The organism is Saccharopolyspora sp. 7B, from assembly GCF_020177435.1.
Classification (GTDB): Bacteria; Actinomycetota; Actinomycetes; order Mycobacteriales; family Pseudonocardiaceae; genus Saccharopolyspora_C; species Saccharopolyspora_C gregorii.
Window position 1 is genome coordinate 1 of the sequence record NZ_JAIUKC010000005.1, and the last position, 18,630, is coordinate 18,630.

At 66.1% G+C, this 18,630-nt stretch carries 20 protein-coding genes, 1 pseudogene and 2 CRISPR repeat arrays; of the genes and pseudogenes, 8 read left to right on the top strand and 13 right to left on the bottom strand.

Going from position 1 to position 18,630, the window contains the following annotated elements; genetic code table 11:
• The 8 genes from LCD33_RS01090 to LCD33_RS01125 form a co-directional block, all read right to left on the bottom strand.
• On the bottom strand, positions 1 to 292 hold a 292-nt coding region (locus tag LCD33_RS01090; RefSeq protein ID WP_224977425.1), incomplete at its 3' end, for a hypothetical protein.
• A 9-nt stretch (positions 293 to 301) separates the two neighbouring features.
• Positions 302 to 949 carry a NucA/NucB deoxyribonuclease domain-containing protein gene (locus LCD33_RS29275; RefSeq protein ID WP_224966704.1) on the bottom strand — a complete coding sequence of 216 codons (648 nt, stop codon included), beginning with the start codon at positions 947 to 949 and terminating at the stop codon, positions 302 to 304.
• 587 nt (positions 950 to 1,536) lie between these two features.
• Positions 1,537 to 2,202, bottom strand: coding sequence for a hypothetical protein (locus LCD33_RS01100; protein ID WP_224966703.1), 666 nt, complete (start codon positions 2,200 to 2,202; stop codon positions 1,537 to 1,539).
• 321 nt (positions 2,203 to 2,523) lie between these two features.
• Positions 2,524 to 3,289: a CRISPR direct-repeat array (repeat unit 37 nt; unit sequence GTGGCATCGGCCCGCCAGGGCCGATGAGGATCGCAAC).
• A 98-nt stretch (positions 3,290 to 3,387) separates the two neighbouring features.
• Positions 3,388 to 4,509: an NUDIX domain-containing protein gene (locus LCD33_RS01105; RefSeq protein WP_224977426.1), complete on the bottom strand. Its 1,122-nt coding sequence runs from the start codon at positions 4,507 to 4,509 to the stop codon at positions 3,388 to 3,390.
• The gene (locus tag LCD33_RS01110) at positions 4,506 to 4,943 is read right to left on the bottom strand and encodes a response regulator transcription factor (protein ID WP_224977427.1); all 438 of its coding nucleotides are present in this window, start codon (positions 4,941 to 4,943) and stop codon (positions 4,506 to 4,508) included. Before LCD33_RS01110 ends, LCD33_RS01105 begins: the two co-directional genes overlap by 4 nt.
• 24 nt (positions 4,944 to 4,967) lie before the next feature.
• Positions 4,968 to 5,276, bottom strand: a complete 309-nt coding sequence (locus LCD33_RS01115; RefSeq protein ID WP_224977428.1) for a hypothetical protein — start codon at positions 5,274 to 5,276, stop codon at positions 4,968 to 4,970.
• An 85-nt stretch (positions 5,277 to 5,361) separates the two neighbouring features.
• On the bottom strand, positions 5,362 to 5,607 hold the full coding sequence (locus LCD33_RS01120) for a hypothetical protein (RefSeq protein ID WP_224977429.1): 246 nt from the start codon (positions 5,605 to 5,607) through the stop codon (positions 5,362 to 5,364).
• Between the two features lie 215 nt (positions 5,608 to 5,822).
• A complete protein-coding gene (locus LCD33_RS01125; protein WP_224977430.1) occupies positions 5,823 to 6,011 on the bottom strand; it encodes a hypothetical protein in 189 nt (62 codons plus the stop codon).
• Between the two features lie 305 nt (positions 6,012 to 6,316).
• Here LCD33_RS01125 and LCD33_RS01130 point away from each other — a divergent pair, with 305 nt between their 5' ends.
• From LCD33_RS01130 to LCD33_RS01140, 3 genes are read left to right on the top strand one after another with little or no spacing between them, the layout of a single operon-like run.
• Entirely contained in the window at positions 6,317 to 7,135 is an 819-nt protein-coding gene (locus tag LCD33_RS01130; protein WP_224977431.1) for a helix-turn-helix transcriptional regulator, read from the top strand.
• Between the two features lie 45 nt (positions 7,136 to 7,180).
• Positions 7,181 to 7,405, top strand: coding sequence for a DUF397 domain-containing protein (locus LCD33_RS01135; RefSeq protein WP_224977432.1), 225 nt, complete (start codon positions 7,181 to 7,183; stop codon positions 7,403 to 7,405).
• Positions 7,406 to 7,441: 36 nt separating this feature from the next.
• The gene (locus LCD33_RS01140) at positions 7,442 to 7,648 is read left to right on the top strand and encodes a DUF397 domain-containing protein (protein WP_224977433.1); all 207 of its coding nucleotides are present in this window, start codon (positions 7,442 to 7,444) and stop codon (positions 7,646 to 7,648) included.
• Positions 7,649 to 7,805: 157 nt separating this feature from the next.
• On the opposite strand, the gene LCD33_RS01145 is transcribed toward LCD33_RS01140, so the two are convergent.
• Complete coding sequence (locus LCD33_RS01145) at positions 7,806 to 8,405, bottom strand: hypothetical protein (RefSeq protein ID WP_224977434.1); 600 nt, start codon at positions 8,403 to 8,405, stop codon at positions 7,806 to 7,808.
• 522 nt (positions 8,406 to 8,927) lie between these two features.
• Between LCD33_RS01145 and LCD33_RS01150 the strand changes: the two genes are divergently transcribed.
• A complete protein-coding gene (locus LCD33_RS01150; protein WP_224977435.1) occupies positions 8,928 to 9,233 on the top strand; it encodes a hypothetical protein in 306 nt (101 codons plus the stop codon).
• A 489-nt stretch (positions 9,234 to 9,722) separates the two neighbouring features.
• On the opposite strand, the gene LCD33_RS01155 is transcribed toward LCD33_RS01150, so the two are convergent.
• From LCD33_RS01155 to LCD33_RS28705, 4 genes and pseudogenes are all read right to left on the bottom strand, one after another.
• Positions 9,723 to 10,292, bottom strand: a complete 570-nt coding sequence (locus LCD33_RS01155) for an IS5 family transposase (protein ID WP_224963321.1) — start codon at positions 10,290 to 10,292, stop codon at positions 9,723 to 9,725.
• Between the two features lie 47 nt (positions 10,293 to 10,339).
• Positions 10,340 to 10,537: pseudogene (locus LCD33_RS28695) on the bottom strand (transposase); the annotation flags it as partial.
• 118 nt (positions 10,538 to 10,655) lie between these two features.
• Positions 10,656 to 11,084, bottom strand: a complete 429-nt coding sequence (locus LCD33_RS29165; protein WP_304612879.1) for an ATP-binding cassette domain-containing protein — start codon at positions 11,082 to 11,084, stop codon at positions 10,656 to 10,658.
• Between the two features lie 29 nt (positions 11,085 to 11,113).
• Positions 11,114 to 12,628, bottom strand: coding sequence for an ABC transporter ATP-binding protein/permease (locus LCD33_RS28705; protein WP_255616935.1), 1,515 nt, complete (start codon positions 12,626 to 12,628; stop codon positions 11,114 to 11,116).
• Between the two features lie 223 nt (positions 12,629 to 12,851).
• On the opposite strand from LCD33_RS28705, the gene LCD33_RS01170 reads away from it, so the two are divergent.
• The 4 genes from LCD33_RS01170 (at position 12,852) to LCD33_RS01185 (ending at position 18,607) form a co-directional block, all read left to right on the top strand.
• Complete coding sequence (locus tag LCD33_RS01170; protein WP_224977436.1) at positions 12,852 to 14,579, top strand: putative T7SS-secreted protein; 1,728 nt, start codon at positions 12,852 to 12,854, stop codon at positions 14,577 to 14,579.
• The gene (locus LCD33_RS01175; protein ID WP_224977437.1) at positions 14,576 to 15,694 is read left to right on the top strand and encodes a hypothetical protein; all 1,119 of its coding nucleotides are present in this window, start codon (positions 14,576 to 14,578) and stop codon (positions 15,692 to 15,694) included. The genes LCD33_RS01170 and LCD33_RS01175 overlap by 4 nt, the downstream gene beginning before the upstream one ends.
• A 376-nt stretch (positions 15,695 to 16,070) precedes the next feature.
• Positions 16,071 to 16,845: a CRISPR direct-repeat array (repeat unit 37 nt; unit sequence GTGGCATCGGCCCGCCAGGGCCGATGAGGATCGCAAC).
• Between the two features lie 414 nt (positions 16,846 to 17,259).
• Entirely contained in the window at positions 17,260 to 17,550 is a 291-nt protein-coding gene (locus LCD33_RS01180; RefSeq protein ID WP_224966468.1) for a hypothetical protein, read from the top strand.
• A gap of 82 nt (positions 17,551 to 17,632) precedes the next feature.
• On the top strand, positions 17,633 to 18,607 hold the full coding sequence (locus LCD33_RS01185; protein ID WP_224966469.1) for a site-specific integrase: 975 nt from the start codon (positions 17,633 to 17,635) through the stop codon (positions 18,605 to 18,607).
• Positions 18,608 to 18,630: the final 23 nt, after the last annotated feature.

Consider the following 18,630-nt stretch of genomic DNA (forward strand, 5'->3'; position numbering starts at 1 on the left):
CGCCCCCCCCACCCGCGGGGGCGGTGGGGGTTTTGTCTTCCCCGCTCAACCCGTCCTCGCGGGGGGTGGGCCGGGGGGGTTTTGCGGGGTGCCGCCCCCCCCCCCCCCCCAGCCGGACCGGTCCGGTGTGGATGCCGGTATTGATGAGGAGGATGCCGGTCGCAGCGGTGACGAGGCCGTGGTCCTGCGAAGGCAGGCTGTCGACGTCTTCGGGGTAGGTTTCACCGTCGAGCAGGAAGAACTGGTGATAGCTCGCCTCGACGGTTCCCGAGATGGTCAGCGGTTCCGGCATCGTTCCATGCTAGCTGCCGACCACTTCAACGTAGAAGGGATCGAAGTTCATCACTCGGTTGTTCCGGTAGAACGCGTTGAGCTCACGTCCTCCCTGTTGGTTGGCATCCTTAAGGATCATGCGCTGGCTGTATCCGTTGCCGAGGAAGGCTCCTTGGTTAGTGCTGGCGAAGGGGTACTCGTCGCACTCCGTGCCGGGCGGGCGCGGCAAACTTGCTGGACAAGCGGTGTTCCGATTTTTGTTGATGAGCTCGGGATCGGTCTGTCGGGTCAGCGCTGCACTCGTCGGTGAACCCGGCAACCATGATGCCTGAGCATCCGCGATGTGCTGGGCCAATTCGCCGTTGTTGGCGAAGCTGTAGGTCAGCGTCGGTGTGTGGCCGTCCACGTAACGGTCGATGATCCACGCATCGTTTTGATACTCCCCCAAACACCGCTCGGGGATAGCCGAGACGGTCGTCGAGGACTCCAGTTCGCTGTCTGTGGAACCCGCTTCGCGTCTTTCCGTGCATAAGGCGCGGGTTTCGCCTCGTCTCGCCAGTTCCGGCAACTGATTCTGCAGGCCATCGCAGCCATCTTGGTCAACGGCCGGCTGCTCCTGGCATGACGCAAGCACCCAGGGCAGCTGCCAGCACCACTCCCGGGATTCGTCCTGCACGGAACGGGCCGCGGGCAGAACCCCAGGAGTGTGATCGCACTCGACTCTCCACTGCTTCCTCTCCTCTGATCATGACATAAACTAGAAATTTCCAATTGGCAACATGATCAGGCTAGGAGGAACACGTTCAGCGGAGCGGTGAACGCTGCTTGGCTACACGAATGGACTATGAGCTGTTTAGGAGCGTTGGGCCGGCTGGTGGAACGCAGTGAGGTCTCCGGTAGTTGGATCAACGACTAAGAAGATCGATGTCTATCCGGAGAACTCGGTGGGAAGCGTGTCGGTCGGCGCGCGTAAGGATCTGACGGACCGGCAATGGGTGGCGTTGCAGCGGGTGTTGCCGCCTCAGTCCGTGGTGGGTCGTCGTCGTCCGAAGTGGACACGGCGGCAGTTGCTCAATGGGGTCCGTCACGCAGCGAGCCGTGCCGAGCACGGCCGAGATCGAACCGTGCATCGTGAGCGACGGTTTCGCCGCCATGTTCACCTCCCATGAAAAAGACGCCCGTCCGAAGACAGGCGTCGGTTGAAACGGCTTGCGGATGGATCGTTGCTGGTCGAGGGGCCGGTGACGGAGCGGGATGTGTTCGTCAGGAGGCCGTGGGGAACGCGTTCATCCCGTCGACGCGGACATCGATCTGGACCTCGGTCTCGGGTCGTCGGTAGCGCTTGCCTGCCCGTTCACGACTGACGTCGATCAGCAGGTGGCCGTCCTTGCTGATGCGTGCAGCGATGTGCACGCCACCGACGGTCATCGTGGGAGCGGATGTCGGCTCGACCAGCCACAGTGGATCCCCGCCTTCCGCGCACAGCTTCGCCCCGAACGCTCCAGGGACGACGGAGGTGGCGGCGGAGATCTCGTCGTCGCCGTGCAGATCGACGTAGAACCGGTCGTTGGCGGACTCGTGCCGTTGCCAGCGGTCCTGCGGTGACCGGATGCCGAGCGCGGACGTCAACGCGTACTGGATGCGTTCGAGCACGTCGGTCCAAGGCGCCGAACCGGGATCTTCGGAGACCGGTGCGTCGTCACCGGTGGACCAGAGCTGCCGTTCGTCCTCGGCGAGGGCGCAGCACACCTCGGTGCTCGTGCGACGCACGGCGACGACCAAGGCAGCAGCCTGCGGAAGAACGTCGCGCACGAGCTGGGACACCTCCAACATCCGCAGCCGGTAGAGCTGGTCGGCGGCGTGCTCGGCGGTCTCGTCCGCACGAGCGATCCGCTGCGCCAAGTACCGCGAAGGAACAACCGACAACATGACCTCACCTGCCCTTTCTTGTGGAGTGGTCCGTTCGCGCAGCTTGGTTTCGACGCAGTGCCGGACTCTGGGGAGTGGGGCCAGCGACTGAAGTCCTGCCGACCACGACCCGCTTCTATGAACCAACCGGGGTGGCTGGTGAGTCGGTTATGAAGAGGAGCGGCCTGGAGGCTGGATGTCGGTGACGTCCGATGTATGTTCGGTTCGGAGCCGGTAGCGTGGTGCGACACGCCTAGGGGATCTGAAGTGAATTCCGGGCGTGTCGGTCACAGCCGGATAAAGTAATCCCGTCGAGCGGGCTGTTCTGCCTGATCGACAAGGGTGGCATCGGCCCGCCAGGGCCGATGAGGATCGCAACATCGATCACCACCGTCTCGCGCAGCTGGAGCGCGAGTGGCATCGGCCCGCCAGGGCCGATGAGGATCGCAACCAGTCCAACCGACGTGGCCTCTCGGCCGATGGCCGAGTGGCATCGGCCCGCCAGGGCCGATGAGGATCGCAACTACGCCTAGTCGTCGGTCTCAGACCAGCGGTCGCGGTGGCATCGGCCCGCCAGGGCCGATGAGGATCGCAACCGGTCCGCTGTGGACTCGGGGGCGTCGGCCGCCAGGTGTGGCATCGGCCCGCCAGGGCCGATGAGGATCGCAACACCGGCGTGCCCCGCCGCGCCGCCGACGCCCACAGTGGCATCGGCCCGCCAGGGCCGATGAGGATCGCAACCCGAACTCGACGGCGTCGTGTTCGCCGACCCCAAGAGTGGCATCGGCCCGCCAGGGCCGATGAGGATCGCAACCCGTTTCGTCGGACCGAAAGGGTCCTCTGCGGGCGTGTGGCATCGGCCCGCCAGGGCCGATGAGGATCGCAACGACACCGGCACTCCTGGTGAGCTCCGCGGGCAGTTGTGGCATCGGCCCGCCAGGGCCGATGAGGATCGCAACGACCCGGACACGCTCACCCTCGTAGACCGGGACCCCAGTGGCATCGGCCCGCCAGGGCCGATGAGGATCGCAACTACTGCTGGGGAGAGGCCACGATCGCCGACGTCGTGCTGTGGCATCGGCTCGCCAGGGCCGATGAGGATCGCAACCGGGAGGTTCTGCCGACGCTGCGACTGTGAGCAGCCGGTGTGATGCCGACGCGCCAGTGCCGATGGGACGGGACAACAGGTAATCGCTGCGGGTGTGGTTATCTCCGAGGATGGCTTCGTCGTTGCCAGCCGTGGTGTTTGCCGCCGGTGATGTGGGTGAGGCGGTCGGCTTCGGCGGGGTGGAGCAGGTGGAGGGCGTCGTTGTTGCTGGCCCATCGGTGTTCGGCGACTTCGGTGGGGTCGGGGTCTGGTGTGGTGGTACCGGTGAGGTGGGCTTCGAAGAGGAAGTGGACTTTGTTCTCGCCGGTGGATGATTCGGCGTGGGAGGTGCCTGCCCATAGCAGTTTCCCAGCGGTGGTGGTGAGGCGGAGTTCTTCGTGGACTTCGCGGGTCATCGCCTCGGGTGGTGTTTCGCGTCCGTAGGGGTGGCAGCGTCCGCCGGGGAAGCTGAACTGTTCGTCGTCGGGTCCGCGGACGAGTAGGACTCGTCCTGCGGCGTCGCGGATCATCCCGGAGGCCCGCACTGGGAGTGTGGGGCGAGGGTGGCTTTCCGGGATCCAGCGGTGGATTTCGGTGACGGCGCGGGAGAGGTCTGCGGCGGCCCGGTAGCGGTCGGCGGCGGCGACGCGGGGGATTCGCTGGTGGTCGGGGTGAACCAGCAAGGCGCGGGCGCCTGCGAGGAGTGGTGCGTGTGAGTCCTCTTGCTCGTCTGGTCCGATGTGGACGACGTTGTCGACGTGGATGCCGTGGTGGTGGGCGAGGGTTTCGAATGCTTGCGGGCCGGTTCCGGTGACGTGTCCGGTTCGGTGGGAGAAGTGGGTGGTGTCGAGCAGTGGGCCGAGTTCGGCGCGGATGAGGTCGGCGTGTCCGGTGTCGGCGGCGGCGAGGTTCGAGCTCACGGCGAGCCGGAGTTCCGGGTGGGCGTCGCGCAGTCCTGCCAGCAGTGCTCGTGCGGTCGGTGCGAGCAGCAGTGGCCGTGGTGAGTGCAGGAGGCAGCGCACTTTCCTCTCGGGCAGCGCGAGTTCCTCGGCGAGTTGGGCGACTAGGTGCGGCGTGGTGCGGGCGCGGGGGTAGAGCGTGCGGCGCAGTACGTCGGCGACGGTGGCTTCGTCGTGGGGTGACGCCGCTGCCAGGGCAGCGGGGAGCGTCGGGCCGCTGGTGGCGGCGAGGGCGCCGATGCTGAAGGAGACCAGCCGGATTCCGTGGTGACGGGCGCTCATCTCTGCGGCCTCCGGTGGCCGGGGCGATGGTTCGCGGGTTGTTCCAGGAGCCGGGCGAGTGCGGCGAGGTTGTTGCGAACGGTGATGAGCTTCCTGCGCAGGGCGGGAACGCTCATCGCGGTGGTCTGCTCCGGGCAGAGCACCTTTCCCGCGCCTGGTTGCGGGGATTGGGGAGTGTCCGGGCTGGCGGCGATGCCGGGGATGACGTGCCCTGTTTCGTACATCCAGACCACGAGCTGGGTTCGTGAGCGGGCTCCGGTGCGGCGCAGCAATATGCTGGCCTGGGATCGGATTCCGGCGCAGCTGCGTTGCAGGTGGGCGGCGATCTCCGCGTTGGTCCATCCGCGGCTGATCAGTCGGGCGAGAACGAGTTCGGTGTGCGAGAGCACGGCGTCGAGGTCGAGCCGTTCGGTGCGATCGGGCGATTCGAGCATGGGGTTCTCCTTCCGGTCGTGGTGTCAGAGCGTGCTGAGGCGGGTGAGTGCGGCGTCGATGGCGGCGCGGGCGGCGGTGAGCGTGCGGTGCAGGTGGGAGGCGGCGCGGCTGCGGGCGGCTGCGGAACCCAGCGGGGGAGGGCTGGCCGGGCGTCGGGCGTGGTCGGGGAAACCGGGCTGGCCGGGCGCGACGTGGCCGCTTTCGTACATCCAGATCACCAGGCCGGATCGGGTCGTGGCCCCGGTTTTGCGCAGCAGGTGCCGGATGTGGCATTTGACGGTGTCTTCGCTGCGGTAGATGCGGGTGGGATGGCGCTGTTGGTCAGCCCGCACGACACCAGCCGCGCGACCTCCAGTTCGGCGGGCGTGGGCGCGGCGTGCAGCTTCAACGGGGCGATCCGGTCGGGGTGTGGGTGGGTCATGGTCTTCCTCCGTTCCGTGGGTTGGCGCGGGCCCAGGCGCGTGCTTTGGCGGCGACGTCGGTGTCGTCCTGCCAGGGTTTGCTGACGCGCACGGTGTCGATCAGCGCGTGGTCGTCGCGCTTGCCGCGCTGATCGCCGGTGTGCACGGTGAAGTGGCCGTCGGGTCGTCCCCAGCGCAGCGTGATCCCGCGGGCGCGGTCGTAGTGCCATGCGCAGGGCAGCCCGTAGGTGCGAGTGGTCATCGGGTGAGGTCCTGTTCAGGGACGCGGAGCGCCGCAAGCTGCTGGGAGTGGCCCCGCAAGGCAGCCGGGCTGGCCGGTGACGCTCGGGGGAGCACGTCACGCGGCCGGCTACCGGCACCCGCCGAGGGGCGGTCAGGTGCCGGTGCACCCCGGAATGGCGGTCGGGGTCCGTCCGATCCGGGGAGTTCGGGTCAGCGCTGCTGGCCGGGAAACACCTAGGTGCGGGTCGCGCAGCGCGGGGGAGTGGTCGGGCAGAGCCCGCCGAAGCGATCGAGGCACTTCGCGAAACCGCGCAGTGAAGCCGCGAGCCGGGTGCAGTCCTCCGCGGTCACGACGACCGGCTTCTCCACCGCAGCCACGAGTTCGAGAAGCCGCTGCTCAATGCCGCGAGCCTGCTCGACCACCTCACCCGCGTTCGGAGGTGAGCCCGTCGAAGTCGGTGATGCGGACATGGGACCTCATTTCCTCGGCGTGGCCGGTGGATCACCGCGTGTCGTGCGGACTGCTGGCTCGACGAGATCGGTAACTTGTGTACTCGAAGAGGGGCGAAGTGGAAGCTTCCTCGCCATCGAGACTCTGATGAAGGTACCGTAACTCGTGTACTCAACTTGAGTACATAACTGAACGGGTGAACTTGGTCGGCGGTGCGACGTTCGTGCTCCGAGGTCAACTGGAGGTAGATGTGGTCCGGCAGCTCCCACCTGCGGTCATGAAGATCGTGATGGGCAACGAACTCGCACGGCAGCGGACGAACGCGGGGCTCACGCAAGCCGACGCCGCGACGGTCCTGCGCTGCACTCAGCAGAAGATCGCCCACATCGAGTCGGGCAGTGGCATCCGGGCGATGGAGCTGGACGCGTTGCTCGAGGCGTACGGGGCGGAAGAAGTCGACCGGGCGTACGCGCGGGACCTTCAGGCCGAAGGCAACCGCCGGGCCAAGCGTGGTGCGTTCAGTTCGAGGTTCCGGCAGCACCTGCGCTTGCTCGTGGACATGGAACCCAGCTGCAACCGCTTCTTCTCGTACCAGTCGATCGTTCCCGGCCTGCTCCAGACCGAGAGCTACATGCGGACGTTGTTCCGCGCCTGGCGGCCATCGCCGACGCAGGAGCAGATCGACCGCGATACGGCGGACAGACTCGCTCGACAGCAGGTGCTGAACAACACAGACCGCGAGTTCTGGTTCATCATCGACGAATCGGCGCTCTGGAGGGTCACGGGAAGCTCCGCGATCATGAAGGAGCAGGTCAACCGTCTCATCGAAGCGCTCGACCGTCCCAACATCGAGCTCCAGGTGGTGCCGTTCAACGCCGGTTACTACATGGGCCAAGGCCACGAGTACACGATCTTCGGGTATGACACGAAGCCGCCGGTCAGTATCGTTTACCTGGAGCAACACGACGGCGGGGTGTACGTGGACGATGGCAAGCGGACGGCGCGCTACCTGACGCTGTGGGATCAGCAGAAGGCCGCAGCGGTCGGTCCGGAGGAGACGCGTCGTCTGCTGCTCGACTTCGGCCGCACCCTGTAGTGGCTGCTCCAGAAGAGCACGGCATACGAGGGAAAGCAGCAGGGAATGACTTCCAAGAACACGGGCTCGGCCGGTCGCGCGGAAACGGGGGGCTGGTTCAAGAGCTCGTACAGCCACCCGAACGGCAACCAGTGCGTTGAGGTGTGCTTCGGTGCCGATCTCGTGCGCGTTCGCGACAGCAAGGAACACGGGGAGGGCCCGGTGCTGGGGGTCTCGGCTGCACGGTGGGCCGCCTTCATCGAGTTAGTGGGACGTTCCTCGGAACGCTGACGGTTCAACACGACGAACATCGTGGAGGTCGCCGCCATGACCAGCACCGAGCTACGGCACCTGTCGTGGCGTGTGTCCAGCTATTCCGGCGGATCCGGCAACTGCGTCGAGATCGCAGCCCTGCCGTCGGGAGCACGCGCGGTCCGCGACACGAAGGACCGCGATGGCGGCGTCCTCATCCTGGACGCCTCCGCATGGACGACGTTCCTCGCCCGCATCCAGCAGGGGAACTCGCTCGAATGACCGCGTAGCCGAGCTCGAGAGGTACGCCGCAGTCAACCTCGCTGAGATCGATCGTCCCGGTGGATCACCGTGATCGTGTCGTCGCGATCGGTCGCGCTGTGCACGGCTTCCAGGAAAATGTGGCTCTGCACTCCGGAATGACAGCTCGGCCGTAGGACTACGCCTCGTTTCGCCCCACGAGCCGCTGCGGGTTCTCCGGCATTCCGGCGGCGCTGTCGAAAGCTCGGAAAATGGATGGGGTGTCGGCTTCTGCGTCGACCTGTCGGCTCTGGCCGACGCGTCGGAGGGCGTGCAGGCGACGATCGAGGTGATGGGGTAGCGGACGGTCGGCGACATCAACGCGCCTTCGGATGCGTTCGGGCACGACCGCCTGGCCGAAACCGTGGCCGACTTTTGCGCCCGGTGGAACGAAGGCGTGAGCAACCTGGTCGACGACGCCGAGGAGATCTCCGGGCGTCTGGCACAGTGCCTGCAGGACTACCGGCAGACCGGAAGCGGCCCGCGCGCACTTCGAAGGAATCATCCAGATCAGCAGCGGTGATTGCTCGGCGGCCGAGTTATGGCGGAGCTGGGGGCGACGAGCGACCTGCGGGCGCTCATCCCGGGATACGCCGACGCCGTGCTGTCCACGGGGACGCACCTGCGCTCCTACGGTGACTCGCTCCACGAAGCCGGAGCGGAGCTGGTTCGACGATGCTGTCGATGTCGTAGGCGACGCATCGGCCACGTTGGCGAAGACGGAGGCCTCCTTGGTCAACGCGGTGCTGCACCATCCCGAGATGGTCGCCAGCCACGTAGGTGGCGCGGCGTTGACCGCAGTCAGCGCAGCAGGGGAAGTGGCCGGAGTCGCGCTCGACGCCACCAGGGCGGGAGCGGTGGCCGGTGTGCCGCTCGGCGGGGTGTCGACCGGCGGGCATCGCCGCCGGTGTCGGCACGATGGGCGTCGTCATGGCTGGACTCGCGAGCGAAGCCGCCGGCGACGACAGCACCGAGGTCTTCGACACCGACGACGACGCAGCTGAGGAGACGACGCAGGCAGCTCCGAACTGACCTGATCGCACCAACGCGCTGGCGAGTTTTACGAAGACCTCATCCGGGAGCACGAAGAGAAACTCGAGGTGTACCAAGCTGATCCCGACGCCTACGACGACAAGGGCTTCCTGAAGAACGTGCCGAAGGACGAGACCCGCTAGAAGATCATCGACAGCAGGGTCGGGCATCTGCAAAAGGAGATCCAGACCTTCCGCGACAACATCGACAAGGTTTACCGAGGTGAGCAGTGGGCGAAGACGACTTGACCGTCTCCCTGGAGACGTTGCGCCAGGTGTTCAACGAGGCCCTCGACAACCTCGAGGAGCGGGTAGGGCACACCGTCGAACTCGACGAGGACTTCTTCTGGTCCATCCCCCGCGAAGCGCTCTACGACCCGTACGCCACACCTGATCCCGAACAGCTCACCCTCGGCCAGCTGACGGCGTCGTGGGACTCGCTCAAGCGGATGCACGCCAACGGAGACCACATGAACGAATACACCCTGGTGTGGATCGCCGAAATCCTGCAGGCGCTCGGGCAGCGCGCTCGCTGAACGCGCCGCCCGGAGTCTTTCGGGACGTTCGCTTCGGCCACGGCAGTGGTCGGACGATGTCCCGGGTGTTGCCATCAGAGGTGGCTCCACTGCTCCTGGCCTCGGTTGGGAGCTGATAGCGTGGCGCGACACGCCTAGGGGTTCCCAACCGATTCCCGGGCGTGTTGATCTCGGACGTGTAACTTGCCAGCTCCAGCAGGGGTGTTTCCCCTGATCGAGCAGGGTGGCATCGGCCCGCCAGGGCCGATGAGGATCGCAACCGGGCCGCATGGGACAAGATCCTCACGGATCGGTGTGTGGCATCGGCCCGCCAGGGCCGATGAGGATCGCAACAGCGCCTGGAACCTCGAAGCCGAGGCACATCGCCAGGTGGCATCGGCCCGCCAGGGCCGATGAGGATCGCACCGGCATTTCCGGCGATGACGGGGTGGAGTTCCTGGCCGGGTGGCATCGGTCCCGGCACGAGCGGCAGACGTTCCCTAAGAACTGCTAACAGAAGGTTTGGGTGCGTCGGTGTTGGATGAGGCAGGTGGTGAGTTGGAGGAGGCTGTCGTGGATGTCGGCGCGGCGTTCCCAGCGAATGCGTAGACGGCGTGGCCAGTGCAGCCAGCCGAGGCTGCGTTCGATGACCCACCGGACGACTCCGAGGCCGGATCCGTGCTCGTCGCCGCGGCGGGCGATCACGGGTGTGATGCGGCGATGCCGGAGCAGGCGCCGGTATTTGTCGTGGTCGTAGGCACGATCGGCATAGACCGCGTCCGGCCGGAAGCGGGGCCGTCCGCGTCGTCCTCGGACACCGGGAACGGTGTCGATCAGCGGGATCAGCTGCGTGACGTCGTTGCGGTTGCCACCGGTCAACGTCACCGCCAGTGGGGTTCCGCGCGCATCGGAGATCATGTGGTGCTTCGAGCCCGGCCGGGCGCGGTCGACTGGACTCGGCCCCGTTTTGGGCCGCCTCGCATGGCCCGCACGTGGGAGGCATCGACTACTGCACGGGAGAAGTCGAGCTGGTCGGCCCCGCGCAGCTTGTCCAGCAGCACCTGCTGGAGTCGCGTCCACACATCGGCTTCGTGCCAGTCACGTAACCGGCGCCAGCACGTCATCCCCGAACCGAATCCCAACTCCTGAGGCAGAAACTCCCACTGGATACCGGTGTGCAGCACGAACAAGATGCCCTGCAACGCTTTCCGGTCATCGATCCGGGGCCGCCCACCCTTCTCCGGCACCCGCGTGTCCTGCGGCAGCAAGGGTTCGAGCAGTTCCCACAACTCGTCGTCGACCTCCCACGGTCGCCGCCGGGCCACCAGACACCTCCACAACGACAACAAGACCAACCTACGACCACCGTGCCACCAAGATCAGTTTTGTTACAAGTAGTAACGCTCGGCAACTAGACCGGATGCCAGGGCATGGGACTGTCGGTCACGAGGCGGAACGCGGTGGTGTTCGGGCTTTGTTGACCTGTGCCGACGGGTTCGCCAGTTCCTCGTAGGCGCTGGCTTGGAGGGTGTAGAGCTCGTAGTACAGGCCGTGTTTCGCGAGGAGTTGTTCGTGGGTTCCGCATTCGGCGATGCGGCCGTGGTCGAGTACGACGATGCGGTCGGCGTGGCGGATGTTGGCGAGCCGGTGGGTGACGATGACCGTGGTGCGGTTGCGGCCGTTGTTCGCAGAGCGGGTGGCGTGCTGCAGGCCGGCGAAGACGCGGGCTTCGGCTTCGGCGTCGAGGGCCGCGGTGGGTTCGTCCGCGATCAGCACGGAGGCGTCGTGCCGGTAGATGCCGCGGGCGATGCTGAGACGTTGCCACTGGCCGCCGGAGAGGTCGACGCCGTCTTGGAATTGGCGTGACAGCATCGTGTCCGCGCCACGAGGGAGGGTATCGATCACGTCGTCGGCGCCGGATTCGCGCAGGGCGGTGGTCCAGCTCTGATCCGAGTCGCTGTGGTATCGAGCCGGCCGATTCGGATGTTGTTCTCGGCTGTCATGGGCCATTGCGCGGGGTCTTGTGCGATCAGGGCGATGCGGTTGTGGATGGTGTGCGGTCGCGCTGTTACCAGGTCGACTTCGTCCCAGGTCACGGTGCCGGTCGTGGGCGGGTACAGGCCGGTGAGGAGTTTGCCGAGCGTGGTCTTGCCGGAGCCGTTGCGGCCGACCAGCGCGATGACCTCTCCGCGGTGAACGGTGAAGTCGATGTCGCGCAATGCGGGGGTTTCCGCACCGGGGTAGGCGAACGAAACGCCTTCGAAGCGGATCGTTGCCGGGTCGGGCGGTGCATCGATGGTGCCTGGATTGCCGCGTCGCGTCCGGGCTTCGCGGAGGAACTGCTGGTAGAAGCGCAGGTAGAACGAATGCTCGTAGAGCTGGTTGATCGAGACCATCGTGGTCGACAGGGCTGAGGATGCGGTGCGCAGCGCCACGACGGCGGTGCCTGCCAAGGCCAGCGGCATCAACCCGGCGTACAGCAGCAGCCCCAGGATCACGAAGGCAAGTCCTGATCCGACGCCGCTGAGGAGATCGCCGAGCAGTTGCACCGCGCTCTTGCGGTGCTCGGCACGAATCGCTCGAGCCGTGACGTCCGCGGTGATCCGGCGATGTTCGCTCAGCAGCGGCTCTTGCAGTCCGAGCGCGTGCCGTTCGGTGGCGACATCGCGCGCCACCAGGAGGTTCTCGGCGACGTGCAGCTGGAGTCGTCGCTGGACCATGTTCAAGAACGAGCTGTATCCGATCTTCGCCGCTCGCATCGCGGCTCCCGCGTCGGCGGCGGCCGAGATCAGCAGGGCGGGGAGCAACCAGATGCTGAACAGGCTCGTCGTGACGACCGCCGCGATCAAACGGACCAGTGACGCGGTGACCGCGCCGACCAGGCGGACGCTGGCCTCCAGCGAAGTGATTCCGTGCGCCCCTCCCTGGCGCGCCAGTTCCTGGAAATCCGCGTCGTCCCATACCAGCAGCGGCACGGCGGACACGGCGACGTTGAGCTCATCCTGCGCAATGGCCCGCACCAGCGGCACGAGTGCCGATTGGGTCGCTTGCACCGCGTGATCGAGGGCGGTGCTGACCAGGAACAGGGCTGAAACAGCGGCGATCGCGGGCAGCGAGTTCAGCACCCGCTCGGGCGTCGGCCCCTCCGCCAGCAGCGAAGACAGAACTTGGGCTGTGGCGAACAGTCCGAACGCGGTGCTGCAGCCCGAGGCCAGCTGGGCTGTAGCCGCCAGACACGTCCGCAGCGGCGAGGTCGACCACGCCAACCGCACCACCAAGGCGATCGCGACAGGAAGCGCACGGACCATTTGCCACGTCCCGGACGCGGCCACTTGCTGATCGACCTCCGCCCACGAGGGCGGCTTGAGCTGGTCGACCCCGATCAGCGCAGCACTGGTCGGGTGTGAATCCGTCATGTGCCGCCCTGACCTTCCATGAAGATTCCTGCCCGACTTGGTTCGGCGACTACTTTCCCGGCGAATGACGGGATTTCGTCGTTCGGGCCAGCACACAGCAGTTCGCTGGTCCTGCGCCAGACTCCAAATGTGCTGCGCCGTTCCGGTGACGGGTACGTTTCCTCCGACGAATGGATGATCTTCGAGCTACGCTCACTGGGGTCTAGACGAGTGGTTGGGGAGTATGGGTGACGGGTTCCGCGTTGATGTCGAGGCGATCAAGATCGCAGGGCTCGGCATCGCGGAGTTGATGGCATCTCTCGCCGCGACGCAGGTCGACGACGTGGATGCCACTCCCGGAGCCGTGGGGCATCCCGGCTTGGCATCGGGTGTGGCCGGCTTTTGCGACAGGTGGCAGGTCGGGGTCGACAACTTGACCAAGGACGGCGAGCAGCTGTCCAGGAACCTCATCGATTGCGCGGGCACGTACCTCGCGATCGAGCAGGATCTGGTGTTCGCCCTCGGCGGTAGCGCCGAGGACCTGGTGGATGCGGAAGGCGGTGCACGCCCGCCGGATCCGGCGACGGTAAAGCCGCCGCGAGTGCGGCCAGGAATGGCCTCGCCGACGCGCGCGGAGTTGGGCGAAACCGCTGACCCGCTTGCGCTCGTTCCCGGTGATCCGCTGGCAGTGGCGACCACGGCCTCCTCGTTGTCGCGGTACGGGCAGTTGCTGTCGGAGACCGGTGAGAGCCTGCGGACGTTGGATTCGAGCGGGTGGGAAGGCAAGGCGGGTGACTCGTTCCGGGCGTACTTCGACGGCGAACCCCAGCGGTGGGTCCTCGCCGGCGAATCGTTCGGGTCGGCGAGCACGTCCTTGGACTCCTTCGTCCACACCTTGAGGTGGGCTCAGGAACAAGCGCGCGAGGCTCTCCGTCTGTGGGACGAAGGGCAAGCCGCCACGGAGCGCATGCTCGAAGACCGTCGCTCCTCGGCAACCCCCGCGCCGGAAACGGTTGATCCGGGGGAGCCGGTACGGGCCCGAGCGCGGGAAGCGTTGCAGCGGGCGCGGGAACAGCTCGACACGGCCGGGCAGCAGAGCGCGAAGATCGTCGCGGGAGCTCAGGCCGCAGCGCCGCGGGAACGCGGGCTTGTCGACGGCATCGGGGACGCACTCGAAGCGATCGGGGACGCGCTCAGTGCAGTCGGTGGAGCGGTCGCTGACATCCCCGGCAACTTCTTGCACAACAGCTTGGACTCGGTGGCCGATGTCGGAGATGCCGTCGGAACAGCAGTCGGAGCGGGCATCCAAGGAGTCGGCCTTCTCGGCGGCGAACTGCACGAACTCGGCGGTGAAGCGGCGAGCACGGTGTTGAGCAGCGCGGGACGCGCTCTCGGAAGCGCGCCCCTGGAAGACGCGGGGAGAACCGCCGAGATTGTGGGCGACCAGCAGGCCGATGTGGCACGAACGACTATGCGTTCGGCCGGAGAATCGGTGATCAACTGGGCCGACGGTGAGGCTGATTTCGTACGCCAACGCGCCGACGAAGCCGCGGAAGCACTCGGCGCCGAAGACCCTACCGGTGAAGGAGCTGACCCTGAACCGCACTACGTGATCATCGATCCGGAGCGCTATCCGAAAACGTCGCTGCACATCCTGCAGGCGCAAGAAGGAATCTCGTTCCGCGGCGACGAGTCGACCGCGTACCCGAAGCAGCAGCCATCGGTCCTGACCTACGACCCGCCGGGCAATGAGAACAACGAGCGTCGGGGAGACGCGTTGCGGGGAATTCCCGCGCGTGGCAGGGAAGGTCTGGACCGCGACGAGTATCCACCGGCGGTGTTCAGCGAAGGAGGCGACCAGTCCAGCGTCAAGTACCTTCCCTCGCGCGACAACCAGGCGGCCGGCGCCTCGATGGGGCGGCAGATGCGCAGCCTCGACGATGGTGACGCCGTCCGCATCGTGGTCGGGTGATCGCGATGGGTGACCCGTTGCTGAACTTGATCCTGATGTCCAAAGGGCCGTTCGGACCTAACCGGGCAGTCGACTTCGGCACCAGCTCTGGTCCGCTGGGCGAGTTGAGCGCGCTGCTGTTGCAGCGCAACGGTTTCGCCTTGTTCAACGCGGGTGTTCAGGTGTTCCGTGGCGGCGCGGGCGGTATTGGTCCCGAGCTGGCGGAGTGGAACTCGCCGCACGCGTGGAAGGACACGTACGGGGCACTCGCCGATGATCTCTTCTGCTTCGGCCAAGACCTCTTCGGTGTCCAGTTCGCGATCACCGGTAACCGGACCGTGGTCACGTTCGACCCGGAGAACGGGCAGCGCGCCAGTATCGGCTCGTCCTTGCAGGATTGGGCGGAGTGGCTGCTGGCGGACCCCAACGTCCGCGGCGCGCACGGCTTCGCAACCTCGTGGCAGGACGAGTTCGGCGCGTTGACGATGCAACAGCGACTCATCCCTCGCCGGTTCTTCGTGTTCGGCGGAACGTACGATCGCAACAACGTCACCAGCATGGATGCCGTGGAGGCCATGCGGATCCGCGGGCCACTCGCACGACACGTCCACGACCTGCCCAAAGGAGCGAACGTGCAGCTAGGCGGAGAGCAGAAGCCGACCCGCGCGGAACTCCAGCTCGTTGCCGACTACGGGCAGATCCACCTGTTCGACCAGGCCGACGCGACGGTCGACGTGTCCGAGGAGTGGACCGATCAGCTACTGGATCTGCGCATCGGCTCCGACCCCGACGAGCCGACGCTGATCGGCTTGGGCACCGCGCGCAGCGCGAAGGTGCCCTTCGTCCTGGAACTGCTCGCCCAGGCACCGGATCAACACGTGCAGCAGGGATGGGACCACGTCGTGGAAGCGAGCATCGAATCTCCTAGCGGGGTCCTCGTCCTGAACGGGCCTACCGCGGCGAAGAGCAAGGTCATCGAAATCCAGGTGCGCCCTGGGAGCTACCGAGTGCGCCACCACTCGGGGGGCCTGGACACCGTCTCCGACGACGCCCTCGACGGCGACGACCACTATGGACTCTTGCTCTGGCCCGAGCCCTACCGTGAGCCGGAGGTCATCAAGGCTGTAGCCGAGTGATTTCCGTGGCGCGTCGCCCATGGGTTTGGGCGCCGTCGGGCGACAGCTGGCGTCGAATCCCCGTTGCGAGAACTTGAGCGTGGAGCGCCTGTCCTTCTTTTGTCGGGGACGCGCATGTACTTCGTGCACGAATGCTGTTCCTGTTGGCCTTGACGCGATATGGCGCGTTGCGTGCCCGAGGGGTATCACGCCACGTCCTTCGCCACGTTGGCGGAACATGCATCCCCGACGGACGTGGACCCGTGCTGTTAATGCTGGTTCGGAGCCCAGAGCGTGATGCGACACGCCTGGGGGTTCCGAACTGGTTCCCGGGCGTGTTGGTGACGGCTAGGTAACTTCTCTGCTGAACCGGGGATGTTATCCCTGATCATGCAGGGTGGCATCGGCCCGCCAGGGCCGATGAGATCGCAACTTCGGGGTCAGCCGGGCACCGCAGAGCGCCCAGCCGTGGCATCGGCCCGCCAGGGCCGATGAGGATCGCAACGCCGACGGGGCCGGGCAGTGCCAGCCCCCGCACCTCGGTGGCATCGGCTCGCCAGGGCCGATGAGGATCGCAACTCCCATGCTCTCGAAGTCGCCATCATCGTTCGTTAGTGGCATCGGCCCGCCAGGGCCGATGAGGATCGCAACGCTCGGGCCAACGTGAACGGCCTGTACACCCAGATTCAGGTGGCATCGGCCTGCCAGGGCCGATGAGGATCGCAACCTCTCCGCCACGCGTACGGCTCCTCGCGCTCGACAGGTGTGGCATCGGCCCGCCAGGGCCGATGAGGATCGCAACGAGTAGAAGATGCGCTGAGTGGCCAGCGCCTGGAACGTGGCATCGGCCCGCCAGGGCCGATGAGGATCGCAACAGTCGGGTCCGCGGATCAGCGGAGGGCTCGGTCCGCGGTGGCATCGGCCCGCCAGGGCCGATGAGGATCGCAACGACAACGCTGCCGTCGCGCTCGCCGAGGGGGCGGCGCGTGGCATCGGCCCGCCAGGGCCGATGAGGATCGCAACGAGGACTGCGGGCACATCGCGGTGCAGGGGCAGACCCGTGGCATTGGCCCGCCAGGGCCGATGAGGATCGCAATCGCTGCTCCAGGTATCCCCTAGTTGGCGTTGACGTCGGCGTGGCATCGGCCCGCCAGGCCGATGCGGATAGCAACGTGTGGGCGTTTGGGCGGTGACTGGTAGAGGCCAAGATGTAGAGCTTCGTTGACAGGTCGCACCTGCCCTCCTGGGGTTTCCGCTGTAGTGGAAATACGGTCGAGGTAACGTGATCGAACTTATTGGTGAACGCCTGGCCTTGCCCTATTTTGATGTTGCGAATTGGCGAAAAGTGGGCTTGCTGGGGAAGTGTCTCTTGCTGGAGTAGATCTGTGCCAATAGTTGATTCCTGTTTGATCGGTTGGTGGCGATCCGGTGGATTTTACGAGGAGAATCGCCGAATCTGTGCTTTTTTTCGTGATTTCGGTGTTGAACCGGAAGTGTTAGAGCCGCTTCCGATGGCAGCGTTGAGGAACGAGGCAATAGGCTCTCCCCTGTGCCATCAGGTTGCTGCGGTCGACAGTCGTGGCAGGGTGTCCGACAAGCTGCTGATCAGCTTTCTTGGCTGGCAGCCTGGCGACCGCCTGGTGATCGAACTTGCCGGGAGCCTGGTGGCTACGGCCCGTCGGTGTGGCCGTTCTCCCGTTGTGCTGCGTTCGGACCGATACCTGAGATTGCCGGTGTCGGTGCGCGGCGCGTTGGGGTTGCGTGGCGGTGGCCGGGTTTTCATGGTCGCGGTGCCGCACGTTGATGCTGTGCTCGTTCACCACGTCTCCGTTCTTGATGACATGGTGACCGGTTACTACGAGTTGGATCAAACTTAGTGGCTCTGGAGTGGGAGGGGTTGTGGGTTTCTCGAGTTCGGGGTCCGCCGAGATCGGCGCGATTCGCACACTTCTCGCTGCCATGGATATCGACCCGTCCGGCTTGATCGGCGAAGCGGGTGCCGGGGACGAAAGGCCGACTTTCGCGGAATACCTACCGAAAGTCGAGAAGGCGGTGTCGGAGTCCAGTGCTCGCGTGTACGCGCCGTACTGGCGTCGGCTGATCCAGGCGTGGGGTGGGCGCAGGTTGGATGAGCCGAGCGCTTCCGAGATCAAACAGCTCGCGTGGCGGATGAAGGAAGAGGCCGTCGCCCGAAGGAACACGCGCGGTGGGCGTAGTGCCGCGGAGCATTTCGTTGGTGCGGTGCGCTGCATCTACAGCCATGCGGAGTCCGACGGGTTGATCGATGAGGCGAAGAACCCCGCTCGCCGGGTTGCCAAACCTCGTCGCCTGCCGAGCACGCGTCGGGCCTTGCCGTCCAGCAGGATCGCGGAACTCAACAAGGTCTCCTCGACTACGGGGAACGACCCGGATTTGGACGCCCTTCTGCTTCGGCTGCACATGGAGACGGCTTGTCGTCGTGGTGGAGCGTTGGCGGTTCGTCCGCGTGATCTGGATGTGGATCAGTGCTTGGTCTTGCTGCGGGAGAAGGGGGAGACCGTGCGTTGGCAGCCCGTGTCGCCGACGTTGATGCGAGCGCTGCAAGAGCATGCCCGGGCTCGGGGCGATGACGATCCCGACGGGCAGCTGTTGCGTTATGTCGGTGGTGCTCCGATTTCGCGGCGACGGTACGACCACCTGTGGCATCGGCTCGGCCGGCACCTGCCGTGGGTGGCCGCCCAGCAGATCACCACGCATTGGTTGCGGCACACCACGTTGACCTGGGTCGAGCGGCACTTCGGCTACGCGGTCGCGCGGGAATTCGCGGGGCACGCGATCGGCAGCGGCGACGGCGGCGCCACTGCGACCTACGTGCGCGCCGATCTCCACGAGGTGGCCACGGCGTTGGCTGCGTTGACGGGAGAACCTCACCCGTTGGCCGGGGCCCGGCGGTGAACTGAACCGGGAGCCGTGAGCAG